General features: G+C 49.6%; 17 protein-coding genes. 3 read left to right on the top strand and 14 right to left on the bottom strand.

The features are described 5' to 3' along the window. The first annotated feature begins 115 nt into the window (after positions 1–115). Positions 116–682 carry a recombinase family protein gene (locus AC3B4V_RS11740; protein ID WP_023468356.1) on the top strand — a complete coding sequence of 189 codons (567 nt, stop codon included), beginning with the start codon at positions 116–118 and terminating at the stop codon, positions 680–682. 25 nt (positions 683–707) lie between these two features. On the opposite strand, the gene AC3B4V_RS11735 is transcribed toward AC3B4V_RS11740, so the two are convergent. After that, a complete protein-coding gene (locus tag AC3B4V_RS11735) occupies positions 708–1,115 on the bottom strand; it encodes a hypothetical protein (RefSeq protein ID WP_023468357.1) in 408 nt (135 codons plus the stop codon). A gap of 145 nt (positions 1,116–1,260) precedes the next feature. On the opposite strand from AC3B4V_RS11735, the gene AC3B4V_RS11730 reads away from it, so the two are divergent. Continuing rightward, positions 1,261–1,644, top strand: coding sequence for a hypothetical protein (locus AC3B4V_RS11730; protein ID WP_029341748.1), 384 nt, complete (start codon positions 1,261–1,263; stop codon positions 1,642–1,644). Positions 1,645–1,662: 18 nt separating this feature from the next. Here AC3B4V_RS11730 and AC3B4V_RS11725 read toward each other — a convergent pair whose 3' ends face one another. Continuing rightward, positions 1,663–2,190 carry a hypothetical protein gene (locus tag AC3B4V_RS11725; RefSeq protein ID WP_488378529.1) on the bottom strand — a complete coding sequence of 176 codons (528 nt, stop codon included), beginning with the start codon at positions 2,188–2,190 and terminating at the stop codon, positions 1,663–1,665. Between the two features lie 110 nt (positions 2,191–2,300). Between AC3B4V_RS11725 and AC3B4V_RS11720 the strand changes: the two genes are divergently transcribed. Then, positions 2,301–2,900, top strand: a complete 600-nt coding sequence (locus AC3B4V_RS11720) for a TetR/AcrR family transcriptional regulator (RefSeq protein ID WP_488378528.1) — start codon at positions 2,301–2,303, stop codon at positions 2,898–2,900. Positions 2,901–2,940: 40 nt separating this feature from the next. Here the strand turns inward: AC3B4V_RS11720 and AC3B4V_RS11715 are convergent, their stop codons facing one another. The 12 genes from AC3B4V_RS11715 to amaP all read right to left on the bottom strand — a co-directional run bounded on the left by AC3B4V_RS11715 (position 2,941) and on the right by amaP (position 12,226). Next, a complete protein-coding gene (locus AC3B4V_RS11715; RefSeq protein WP_488378527.1) occupies positions 2,941–4,050 on the bottom strand; it encodes an MATE family efflux transporter in 1,110 nt (369 codons plus the stop codon). Further along, positions 4,035–4,229: a hypothetical protein gene (locus AC3B4V_RS11710; RefSeq protein ID WP_488378526.1), complete on the bottom strand. Its 195-nt coding sequence runs from the start codon at positions 4,227–4,229 to the stop codon at positions 4,035–4,037. The genes AC3B4V_RS11715 and AC3B4V_RS11710 overlap by 16 nt, the downstream gene beginning before the upstream one ends. Next, positions 4,223–4,960 (bottom strand): ABC transporter ATP-binding protein, encoded by a 738-nt coding sequence (locus AC3B4V_RS11705; protein ID WP_488378525.1) that lies wholly within the window; start codon positions 4,958–4,960, stop codon positions 4,223–4,225. Before AC3B4V_RS11705 ends, AC3B4V_RS11710 begins: the two co-directional genes overlap by 7 nt. Then, positions 4,939–5,685: an ATP-binding cassette domain-containing protein gene (locus tag AC3B4V_RS11700; RefSeq protein WP_488378524.1), complete on the bottom strand. Its 747-nt coding sequence runs from the start codon at positions 5,683–5,685 to the stop codon at positions 4,939–4,941. The genes AC3B4V_RS11705 and AC3B4V_RS11700 overlap by 22 nt, the downstream gene beginning before the upstream one ends. Next, on the bottom strand, positions 5,633–6,283 hold the full coding sequence (locus tag AC3B4V_RS11695; RefSeq protein ID WP_488378523.1) for an ABC transporter permease: 651 nt from the start codon (positions 6,281–6,283) through the stop codon (positions 5,633–5,635). Before AC3B4V_RS11695 ends, AC3B4V_RS11700 begins: the two co-directional genes overlap by 53 nt. Positions 6,284–6,456: 173 nt before the next feature. Continuing rightward, positions 6,457–7,392, bottom strand: a complete 936-nt coding sequence (locus AC3B4V_RS11690) for an ABC transporter permease (RefSeq protein ID WP_488378522.1) — start codon at positions 7,390–7,392, stop codon at positions 6,457–6,459. Continuing rightward, positions 7,392–8,909, bottom strand: a complete 1,518-nt coding sequence (gene nikA, locus AC3B4V_RS11685; RefSeq protein WP_488378521.1) for a nickel ABC transporter substrate-binding protein — start codon at positions 8,907–8,909, stop codon at positions 7,392–7,394. Before nikA ends, AC3B4V_RS11690 begins: the two co-directional genes overlap by 1 nt. Before the next feature lie 120 nt (positions 8,910–9,029). Further along, entirely contained in the window at positions 9,030–9,983 is a 954-nt protein-coding gene (locus AC3B4V_RS11680) for a methyl-accepting chemotaxis protein (RefSeq protein WP_488378520.1), read from the bottom strand. Positions 9,984–10,099: 116 nt separating this feature from the next. Next, a complete protein-coding gene (locus AC3B4V_RS11675; protein WP_050677978.1) occupies positions 10,100–10,858 on the bottom strand; it encodes an SDR family oxidoreductase in 759 nt (252 codons plus the stop codon). Positions 10,859–10,981: 123 nt separating this feature from the next. Then, the gene (locus AC3B4V_RS11670) at positions 10,982–11,419 is read right to left on the bottom strand and encodes an Asp23/Gls24 family envelope stress response protein (protein ID WP_023468370.1); all 438 of its coding nucleotides are present in this window, start codon (positions 11,417–11,419) and stop codon (positions 10,982–10,984) included. 42 nt (positions 11,420–11,461) lie between these two features. Continuing rightward, positions 11,462–11,668, bottom strand: a complete 207-nt coding sequence (locus tag AC3B4V_RS11665; RefSeq protein ID WP_035397250.1) for a DUF2273 domain-containing protein — start codon at positions 11,666–11,668, stop codon at positions 11,462–11,464. Between the two features lie 15 nt (positions 11,669–11,683). Further along, positions 11,684–12,226 (bottom strand): alkaline shock response membrane anchor protein AmaP, encoded by a 543-nt coding sequence (amaP, locus tag AC3B4V_RS11660; RefSeq protein WP_488378519.1) that lies wholly within the window; start codon positions 12,224–12,226, stop codon positions 11,684–11,686. Positions 12,227–12,422: the final 196 nt, after the last annotated feature.

Below are 12,422 nucleotides of genomic sequence, written 5' to 3'. Positions count from 1 at the left end.
GATACGAACATGAGAAGAAAGGCTTGTTTTCGGTTTTCTGCGGCACGGAGGTGAGAATACGGTATACTGATGAGGAACTGACGTCGATCGTGATCGACAGAGAGGAGCTCCATCCATGCAATATTTCTACATGAGACCCTATCCGGATGATCCAGACTGTTCTACGCAACAAGCGGAAGCCGACAAGATGAATGTGACGACACGTGTCATCGAGACGCATGATTCAGCGAAACGACGGACGGAATTAGAACAGATGCTCGAGACCCTTCAGACGGGAGACGAAGTCATCGTCACGCATCTCTACATCTTAGCAGACTCGACGCGGCACTTGATCGAGATGCTCGAGCACATGGAGACGCGCGGTGCGACGCTGTGGTCACTCCGCGAACAGATTCGGACGAGCGAGCGTGCCTCCTTGTCGTTTCTTGAAACGGCACGCCACCTGGTCCAGCTGCAAAGTGATGTCATCAGCATGTCGACGCGTGCCGGACTCTCAAAAGCAAAAGAACAAGGAAAGCAGACCGGTCGCCCGCGGAAGCCGGATGAAAATGTCCGCCGCGCGATCGCGATGTATCAAAGTAAAAACTATTCGCTCGCTGATATCCGCGAACAGACCGGTATTAGTAAAAGTACGTTGTACCGATATCTCGAAAGCGAGACAATCGATACAGATAAAGGCTGACTCCATCATGGAATCAGCCTTTTTTTCAGCTATTTTGCTTTAAGGTGTTACCGAGCCATTTTTGGAGGGCTTTTCCGCCTTCATAGAATGAGCTGTCTCGTAATTCATACGTATGACCGCCTTGTTCGATCAAGTCGAGGAACGTATTCCCGACGTCCCGGTTTTCCCATTTCCGCTGATCCGTCAAATACTTGAAACCGAAGTTACATTCGACGTTGAAGATGATGTGGAACGGTTCCTTGAATGATTGGACAGCACGAATCATCTCGATCAAGATCATCCGTTTCGGTGATGATGCTTCGAACGTATCGAACAGTGTCGTCCGGCGTCCGTGAAACTCGATGACGCGGATCGCGCGACCGGTATCCGCTTTAAAATCATAACTCGTCCGAATCGAGACGATGATCTCGCGTTGGTCTGGTTGTACTGGCATGGTGTATCGCTTCCTTTCTCTCGGTTGATTATAGCATGGAGCTGCTTGAATTTAATAGCTGTCAACGACTCGGTCTCAAGAAGGATTGTCGTAACCCAAAATTTGTCTTATACTAAAATTACCAAATACATAAAGGAGCGTTTTCGTGAAACATCTATTTTCGATACTCCTCTCGGCGAGTCTTTTGTTCACGGGTTGCTACTGCACTCTCGACGAACGGACGGACGAGCCACACTTCAAATCGCGTGCCCGCTCCATCTCCTCGTACCATACCTTCGACATCGAATATGCGAAAGGATTACGGAAGGAGCAAGTCTCGAACCGAACAGTCACCGTGACGGATTCGAACGGTGAACGGATGCAAACGGAGATTGAAGTCCTTGACGGCAAAGAAATCCGAATCAAACCACCGCGCTCGGGATACAAAAAAGGACGCCGCTATATCATCCACATTCGGGATTCGATCGACGCCCGGAAACAAGTCCATACGAATACGATTCGGGAACGAACCTTCACTGTCGACCGCTGACAGACAAGGTTCGTTTTTTTATTTGGATCGAGCCGGAAAGACGGTGTAACTCATCGAGATGATTCCATCGATCACGAGGACAAGCCCCCACAGTTGTAACGTCCGTAAGAGACTCTCCGTCTGCTCAGCATCTCCCAGCCAGAGAATCATGGCACCGAGTAACGTACCACCAATCAAAAAGGCCAGGATGTGTCGATAGAAACCGTTTCGCTCTTTACGTGCCTTTGAAATTCGCTCCCGCGATACTTGTTCTCGCAGAATGAACCGGCGATACATCCCGTCCGCCCAGGCAATCATTTGTTTCCCGAATGCGAGTGAGACACCGATATAGATCGCAGCAAGTCCGTGCGCGAGCGTTGCAGTACTGCCGCGACTTAAGTCAAACACCGTTAAGAGCAGTAAGACGATATCAATGACCGGCGACATCGCCATCAATCGAAAACCAAGCTTCTCTCGTCTCAATCCATAACGCACGATTAGTCCTGCGACGATGAATACCCAAAATAAAATCTCACAACAGACGATTGCCCACGCGACAAGTTGCATATCAATCCTCTCCTTTTTTAATACGACTGTATCATAAAGATAACACCTCTTTCGTAGTTTGACTAGTCTTTTTAATACATTCGTGCTAAAAAAGATGATATACTTGAGACATGCCAAAACAAGTCAATCACGAAGAACGCAAACGCCTCATCGCCGAAGCGACGTGGCGCACGATTTCTCAAGTCGGTATTGAACAAGCCAGTGTTCGCACGATCGCCAAGGAAGCGGGACTCTCGCTGGGTGCCTTGCGGTATTACTTCACGACCCAGGACGAGTTGCTCCGCTTCTCGATGGACCTCGTTCAAGAGCGGGTCCAAGCACGCATCACAACCATTTTCGAGAAAGGAGGAACTCCGGAAGAAACGTTATGTGACGTCTTACTTGAGGTCTTACCTTATGCACCCGAGCATCAGCTCGAGATGCAGGTCTGGTTTCAATTCATGATGTCCGCGTATACGTCGCAAGCGACGGAAAATCCGGATGATATCTACCATATGGTCCAGGTACTGTTGACACAAATCCCGGACGGTACACTCCGAGCAGGTTTAGACATTGAGCTTGAAAGTGAACGCCTCGCAGCACTCGTTGACGGGTTAGCCTTTCATGCTCTGTTTCGACCAGAACGATTACCAAAAGAACGCCTGCGTCATGTGCTCGTCCATCACTTGAATGCCCTCTTCGTCCGTCCTTTAGCGATCGAAGACAAATAACCCGCTGTTCCCTTTACGCACGAGGGAAACAGCGGGTTTTTCATCGTCTTGCTTCTACGAGAATCAACGAGACGGAACGAATCAAGAAGAACGTCAAAAACGCTGCCCAGACGCCCTGATTTCCAAAAGTCGGTGTCAGCAGGAGGACGACCGCAAAACCAATGCCTGCTTGAATCATCGAATTTCGGACGGGTGTTGCTTCAACCCGTCCGGCAAAGATGCCTTCATAAATCATCGCCCAACCGGCGAGAAGCGGTAGGATGATGATCCAGAAGTAATAATCGCGCGCTGCGTCTAAGATTGCCTCTTCTGAAGTGAACAATTGAAGGAGCGGTGTCTCAAGGAATAGGAGCACCAGTGACCAGAAGACGACCGAGTAGAATCCAAACGTCCGTGCCAAACGGACACTCGTCCGGTATCCTGCCTGATCCTGATTCCCTCTCGCCCGACCGACGAGAACGGTTGACGCATGACCGAGTCCACCGAACCAGTACGAAATCAAATACTGGATTTGTAGCAGAATCGCGTTGGCTGCGAGGACATCCGGTCCGAATTGTCCACCAGCACGTGTGAACCAGCCGGTAACGACTAGAAGGAAAATCGTGCGAATGAATAAGTCACGATTGACTTGAAAGAATTGACGATAGGCGTGCCACGCCGTCAAGGCACGCCATTCATCACGCGTCATCGCCAAATGACCACGGATTAGGTACAGAGCACAGACGACGATGCTGATCTCCGCGATGACGGTCGCAACCGCAATTCCAGCAACACCGGCATCCAATCCGTAGACGAATCCGATATCGAGAACGACATTGACTCCTGTACTGAACAATTGGACGAACAAGGCGTGCTTGACCTGACCGGTACCAATCAACCAGCCGAGTAACGCATAACCCATCAACACGAACGGTGCGCCAATCATCCGGTATGAGATATACGTCTTGACCGCATCTAGCAAGTCAGCGGGTGGTGCCAGTAAGTACAGTCCGATTTGCTCGAGCGGCTGTCGGAACAACAGGATGAGCAGGCCGATACAAGCTGCTAGAAACAGCGGTCGGTAAAGTGACGTCCGTAAGGCGTGCACGTCATTCGCCCCGCTTGCTTGGGCACTGAATCCTGTCGTACTGACTTTTAAGAAACCGAACAACCAGTAGATCGTATTGAAGAAGACGGCTCCGACGGCGATGCGCCGATCGCCCGCGGATCACCGGATTGACCGATGACGACGGTATCGGTCACGCCAAGCAAGGGTGTCGCAATACTTGAGAGAATCAGCGGATACGCGAGTAACCAGTACGTATTGTGCGTCGGTTGTGCGTTCACCATGTTCCGGCCTCGACGAATCGTTGGGTATACGCACCACCTGATTCCAATCGATCAATCAAATCAACAACACGACCGTCACGTAAGACGAGTGTTTTTGAACAGAGACGCCGGATGAAGTCGATATCATGCGAGATCAATACAAGACTGACACCGAGTGTCTGTTGCAAGCGTTCTAGTAGTTCGATGATCTGTGCGCGGGAGACGACATCAAGCCCCGTCGTCGGCTCATCCATCACAATGATGTCGGGTTCAATCGAAATCGCGCGGGCAATCGCGGCACGCTGAATTTGTCCCCCGCTCAATTGATGGGGCAATCGATCGAATAACTGTTCCTCGACCCCGACCGCAAGTGCGAGGGCAGTCATAAGATCCTCTTCTGACGTCGCTGGGAAATGCCGCAAGATCGGACGATGCTGACGAAACGGTTCAAGAATCGATTCCCGTACCGTCCATTCTGGATTAAAGGAAGCGAGAGGATGTTGAAAGACGGCTTGAATAGCTCGTCGCTCGTTTCGTTGCCCACTCGGAAATACCTTTCCATGTAAGGAAATCAAACCATGTGTAGGTTTAAGCAGACCGAGGATCAATCGTCCGAGTGTCGTCTTGCCACTCCCACTTTCCCCGATGATACCAAGTGACGCCTTTTTCGTTACGTGAAACGAGATATTCGACAAGAGGGACTGATCCTTTATCTGATAAGTAAGATCTGTTACGGATAAGACTGGTGACATGAACTCTTCCTTTCTTCCAGTGACGTACGATGTGCTTGCATCAAGGCAAGCGTAAACGGATGACGACTTTGCTCGATCATCTGTGGTGTTCCCGTCTCGATGATTCGTCCATCCTGCATCAAGACGAGTTGCTGACCATAATGTAAGGCAGGTCCTAATTCGTGGGTGACGAACACAATCGTTGCCCCGTACTGGTGTTGGTACTCAGTCAACCAGTCGAGTAAACGACGTGTCAAGACGGGATCGAGTGCCGTCGTTAATTCATCCGCTAAAATCAACCGTGGTTTTAAGGCGACGGCAAACAGGATCGCAAACCGTTGTAATTGCCCACCGCTCAACTCTGCTGGATACCGATCCAACCAGGTCGGGTCCAACTCAAGCGTTCGCAAGACGTCATCGATGTAAGGATGATCCATCTTTCGTCCATGTGCGCGATATGTATCCCGTAACATCTGACGCATCGTCAAAAACGGAAGAAACGCATCGGTATACTGCTGTGGTATGTAACCAATATCGAGACCACGCCGAAGAGGTTCGTCCGAGATGACTTCTCCACTCGACGACATCCCGTCCGGCAATCGATCCAGTAATCGTTTAAGCAAGAGCGTCTTACCGCTCCCGCTCGCTCCGACGAGACAGATGAATCGATGAGCTGGTAACGATAGATTCATGTCATGCAGAAGGACGTGTTTCGCCCGAACGTGTAAGTTCCGAATCTGAATCATTTACTTGTCCTCCTTTTTTCTTCATCCACCGTGTCCATCCCATCGTCACAACGACGGTCAAGACGATGCACGCACCTGGCAAAAGCATGAGCCGGGGTGCGGAACTGAAATAAGGACGTCCTTCGTTCAACATTGCTCCCCACTCTGGCAGTGGTGCTTGGACACCAAGCCCGATATAAGAGAATGCCGATAAGAATAAGATGACTTTGCCGACATCCAAACTCATCAAGACGACGACTTGCCGGATGATAGTCGGAAGGATGTGGCGTCGTAAGATCATGTTGTCTGTTAACCCGTTGATGCGCGCCATGATGATGTATGGTTTTTGAATCGTCTCGGTCACGAGTGTCTCACTTAATCTCGCGTAGGAGATCCATTTGATGAGTAAAATCGCAAGGATCAAACTTTGAGGACTAGCACCAAATAGTCCGGCAATAACGAGTGCTAGAACGGTGTCTGGAAAAATCACGAGACCATCTTCTAACCGATGAATCAAGCGCTTGAGACGTCCATCATAAAAGCCAGCTAGACAACCAAGGCAGGTACCGATGCACGCTGTGAGCAACACAGTAAGCAGGCTGAAACCTAAGGATATCAAACCAGCTAAAAAAAGACGAGCTGCGAAATCTCGTCCTAAACCGTCTGTTCCGAGCCAATGTTCGAATGAAGCAGGCTCAAGTCTTTTCGTTACGTTTGTATCAAATGGATTAATGTATACGGTATATGAAATAAATAGTAGGAGACATCCTCCGAAAATGAGCCATGTTTTTTTCATGTGTGTATTCCCTTCTGCCAATCTGGTCGTAACGCCCGGTTTAACGACCGGATACCTTGATGCAAGACAAGAATGATGCCTGTCGTCAGCAAGATGTAGCCTTGGATCAGTGGGTAATCGCGTTGCAAAATCGCATCGACCATTAATTTTCCGACACCTGGATACGCGAATAGGACTTCGAGGACGACGACACCCCCGGCAAGACTGCCGAGCGTCAGACCGAACACGGACAGGACCGGTGGCACACTGCCGCGTAACGCATAACGCCAAAGGATCGTCCGCTCTGATATGCCACGCATCCGTGCCAACTCGATGTACGGTTGGTTCAGTTCACGGCGTAGATTCAGTCGAATCAATGGAATATAAACGCTCGCAAGTGGAAAGCCGAGCGATAGAGCCGGGAGGACGAGTGACGTCATCCCTTCCCGTCCCATCACAGGTAACCACCCGAGACGGACGGCAAACAGATCGACGAGCAACAGACCGATCCAAAAACCAGGCACGGCCGCTCCGCTCATGCTGACAAGGTGCGCGAGACGGACGACGCTTTGGCGCGTCGTCAAGGCGCTACCGATTCCTAGGGGTAAGGCGATTAATAAAGCGATCGTAAGACCACCAAGTGCCAGCTCCGCCGTCACGAGATAACTCTCTAACAATATCTCGATGACCGGTCGACCCGTCTGTAACGAGTTTCCGAGACGTAAGGTGAGTATGTCTATCAGCCAACGGACGTACTGGACGAGCAACGGCTGATCGTATCCTAATTCACGGCGCGCGGCCTCGATTTGTTCGGGCGTCGCTGATAATTCATCGATATTCAATAACGTCAAGACCGGATCACCCGGCAGTAACCGCAGCAAGACAAAACAACCGAACGTGATGAGTAAAGTGAATAGACTCAGCGACAGCAGTCGTTTGACGATCGAACGCATCAATCGTTCACCTGCAACGTGTTCGTGATCATGTAGTATTCACTTTTTTCTGTTTTCCATCCTTTGACGCGTTTGCCGTCGTAGGCAACGAGTGTTGAAGGATGGAGCAAGAAGCTATTGTAGCGTTTCTCGTCGACATATCGCGCGATCTGCTCCGCAAGCCGTGAACGTTCCTCGATCTGAATCGTTTCATTCAACGTCTCGATCTGTTTCGTCAACTTCGGATCCGCGACACGACTGAAGTTCAGTCCCCCGTTCGGATGATAGGTCGCGTTCAAATAATAACCAGCATCCCCACGCGGAGCAGTCAGATTGCTGTACGTCGCGATATCCCAGCCCCGGTTACTCGCCATGTATTCTTCTGGGACATCGATCTGTTTGATCGTAATCGCCACGCCAATCTTTTTCGCGTCATCTTGAATGACTTGGGCGATTAATGGAAGGTCTGGTCGAGCCGCATACGTCAATAAGGTCAGTTTTAAAGGGCGACCGTCCTTTTGCATCCGTCCATCTTGCTTCGTATAACCGGCTTGCTTGAGCCATTCCTCAGGCGTCTTCTGCTCTTGTTGCGGATAATTCGGAGCAAATGGGAATGACGATAGGAATGGACTACGTGCTGGCACCGCATATCCTTGGAGGACGTGATCGACGAGTTGCTTTCGATTGACCAAAGCATCCATTGCCTGTCGGACTTCAAGCGATTGCATCGGACCGTTCGCGACATTCATCGTCAACTGATGGACACGGAACGTATCCGTCGCTTGGACTGTTAATCCTTCAGACTTCAACTGCTTGACACTCTCGATTTCCGGTCGATAGACGATGTCCGCCTGTCCGGCACGCAAAGCGTTCGTCCGTGCGCCAGCATCTTCGTTGAAGACAAAATCAACGGAATCAAGTTTCGCTTGTTCTTGCCAATAGGACTTAAAACGTTTTAACTCGACTTTTGTTCCCGGAGCGAACCGCTCGACTTGGAACGGACCGGTTCCCATCGGTTCCTTCGTCACCCCACTCGCTTTCGTGTCGATGATTGCTGTGTTCGGATTGACGAGTTCCGAGATGAACTCTGGATATGTCGTCTTCGTTTGAATGAGCAGATCGGGTCCGTCCGTTTTGATTGTCTCAATATTCAAGGCATTCTTGACACCTGGATTTTCGTCGATTGAGCGTTCGAGAGACGATTTGACGGCTGCCGCATCAAGTTGTTTCCCGTTATGGAACGTCACGTCTTCCTGTAAGACGATCCGCCATGTTCGCTTTCCTTCGTAGGACCATTTTTTCGCAAGCCACGGCTCGACCGTCAATCGTTCGTCATCAAGACGGACGAGCGTCTCCGTCACCCCTGCGCGAAGCGGAACATAACTGCTGTCGCGATGCGGATCGAGCGATTGTGTCGCGAAGTTATAGACGAACGTCAAATTGTTTTGCTCTTGTGGCTTATCAGAAGCAGCACAACCGGCAAGTGTCAAACCGAGGAAGACACTGCCGATGAGGCTCGCAGTTTTATATGTAGACATTGTTCTCCACCTTTAATTCGGAATAATTACGTTTTACATCATATCGTAACGATTCCGATTTAACAAGCGTCTTTTCTATTTCTCTATATTGAATTCGCCATCAAAAAAATACCGAATCAACTACAAGCGAACAGCTCGTGTGATCCGGTATCGATGTGTGTCATAAGACATTGACGAATTGTTTTGCCTGACGCTCGAGTTGTTTCGCTGAATCAGCCAATTGATCGAATTCACTGACTGTATGCTCGAGTTGACCCGTACTGTCCTTGACCTTAGAGGAAATCCGCTCGATGCTGTGCGAAACATCTTCAATCCGTTCAACAATCCCTTCAATGTTGTTCTTAATCTCCCCGATCGAGTGGGAAACTTTGTTCGACAGGTTACGGACTTCGGTCGCGACGACATCGAATCCGCGCCCATGTTCACCTGCACGTGCGCCTCGATTGCCGCATTCAAGGCAAGCAGATTCGTCTGCGCTGCAATATCACGGATTGTCTTGACGATGTCGGTGATCGAGTTCGCATCCTTTCGTAAGGCAAAAAGGCTCGACAGATTCTCGACGGATTCCGCCTCGACTTGTTGGACGGTCGCCAGCACGTTCAGACCATCCTGACGACCACTTTCCGATTTGACCGTTAAGAACGCGGATGTCTCGTTGAGTTCAGCCGCCATCCGTAAGACGTCCTGTTGGCGAATCGTAATGTCCGATGCAATTTTTGAAACCCCGACGACCCGGCGCCCATCATCTGAGTAGATCGGCATATACGTCGCTTCGAGCCATTTCTGTTGCCCATCGGCAGCCCGGCGTTCAATCTTGTCCTGATACGTAATTCCTTGCATCAATTTGCGCCAAAACAACTCATAATCCGGACTGTTGACGTACGCTGGAAAGCAAAGATCACGGTGGTATTTACCGATTAGCTCTTCCACTTCATACCCCATCGTCCGGGCAAACAACTCGTTGACATATGCGACTTTCCGTCGATCGTCAAAGCGGATGATTGCCAGATTTTGCTCGATTGCTCGAATGACTTGTGTGTCGGTGACGTGTGCTGCTTGTTCCTGCATCGACATGCCGATTCCTCCCTGGATTCAAACTCAAGGTCATAATGCTCCTATTGTCATATTATCCCTTATATCGACAGGTTCCTGCCATTTTAAACTGTAATCTAGTAAATAAGATACGATTTTTAATACGCACTCCATCCACCATCGGCGACGACGATCGCCCCGTTAATAAAACTCGCCTCGTCAGACACGAGGAACAATGCCAATTTTGCGATCTCATCCGGCTGACCCGCACGTGGATTGAGTCCCATACCGAGCATCGCCCGTCCCATTCCGAATTCATTCAGGTTCGTCATCGATTGCCCGATGTTCGTCTCGACGGCTCCAGGAGCGATGCCGTTACACCGGATCCCCTCTCCGGCGTAAAAGAAGGCGGTATTCTTCGTCAAACCAATGACGGCATGTTTGGAAGCGGTATAGGCTGCTCCTGCTCGGGCACCGTTCAGACCGCCAATCGAGATGTTATTCAGAATGACACCACCTTTTACTTCCTTGAAATGCTTGACCGCTTCGCGCATCAGACGCATCGTTCCAGTCGTATTGACGGCGAAAACATGATCCCAGCGTTCATCGGAGATGTCTTCCACTCCCTCCATTCCGTCCATGATCCCAGCATTATTGACGAGAACGTCCAGTTTGCCGTAAGCCTCAAGCGCTTGTTGGACGAGTTCTGTTGCTGCGTTAGGTTTGGCGATATCACTTGCAACAGCCATCGCTTCTCCGCCCGCTTCCTTGATGTCAGAGACGACCCGTTCAACGGTTTCCAACCGAATGTCGGCTGCGACGATCCGTGCGCCTTCTTGTGCAAACAATTTGGCCATGGCTTCACCCATTCCTGAGCCAGCTCCCGTGACGATGATCGTTTTACCTGTTAGTCGCATCTTGAATCATCCTTTCGTTTATCGTGATACTAATCTATTCCCGAAAAAGGCTCTAGTTTAGTCAAATGTCGTGGCGATTCCATGAAAAAAGACCCGACGAGTTCGTCGGATCTTTTGACTTCCTTATTGCAGTTCGCGGCTCTTTTCTTCTTGTTCGTTGTTCGATTTATTTTTCGCTTCAAATTCAGCGCGTGTCATGACGTCCTCGACGTGCATGTTGACCTCGACGACTTCAAGTCCTGTCATATCACTGATCGATTTTTTGATTTTAGCGACCGTCTCTTGGAAGATCGACGGAATGTTTTTACCGTATTCGACGATGACTTTCAAATCGAGTGCGACTTGGCGTTCGCCGACTTCCGCACCGATACCTTTCGTGATGTCTTCTGAACTCCGGAGACGATCCGTCAGTCCACTCATGAATCCACCACTCATTGACAAGATGCCTGTCACTTCATTCGAGGCAATCCCTGCGATTTTTTTGATGACTTGATCTTCGAACGTCAATTTATTCTCGCGTACCACTTCGTTTTCAGTTGTTGTGTTTACTTCGTTTGCCATTTGAAATCTCTCCTTTTGAATGTGTAGTTAGATATATATGAATCAGTCCCGTTGAAAGAACTGAATCCACCCTTCGATATCGAGCGCACCATCGCGCCACTTCCCAATCAAGAATCCGATCGCTGCGAAGGCAACGATGAGGATCGTCGGACCAAAGCCAATCGTCAAGAATAAGATGGCGAGGATTAGACCAACAAGTCCTCCGATCAGTCGGAACCGATACGGATAAAGTGCTTCCCTTGTCTTCATGTTCCCTCTCCTCTCTTAGACGACACGTTCCGATGTTTTTGTTTTCGTGTCACTAATCGTGACCTTCGTACTCGTTACCGGCAACTCGAGTAAGGATTCGACGGCTTGTTTAGCGCGTTCTTGGATATCCTTCGCGATCGTCGGCAGTCCCTCTTGTCCGAAGACTGAGCAGTCGACTTTTAAAGCAACCGTCTCTTTTTTCGAATGGATGTCGGCATGGACACGCGGTGTCCGTACGCCACCAATCCCACGAATCGACTCCAGTGCCGTCCGTTCGATCGTTTCCTTCGAAATCGTGATCGTTCCGTCACCCGTTTGAATCAACAGACGTTGACCTTTTGAGCGGCTGAATAATCCTGTGAATAATAGAATGAGGAATACGAATGCTAAAAAACCTCCGATGGATAGAACGGTATAGCTATACCATTGCTGATCCTGCCACTGCTCGATTAACGAACTGAGCCGTGGAACATCATACACACCGAGCACAAGCAGCCCGACACTGACGAGTCCGAGTATGCCTATGATGACGAGTAAGAATCGATTGAACCCATTCATCTGCACCTCTCCTTTACGATTGTTAGCTTCTTTCACCTAGGTGATTCAACACATGAAATATTATGTGTATGATGTGTTTATTCCCGTTCATTCGAACCCGAAACATTTACATACACTTTTGTTAAAATGTTCATATATTCTGATTATTCAGACTATAATTAGCGAAACCAATAGATTATTTACTATATTCCACGAA

It is taken from the genome of Exiguobacterium sp. E17S (assembly GCF_057772545.1).
Note: the sequence above shows the minus strand (reverse complement) of the source record. Positions and strands in the feature narration are given on the sequence as shown.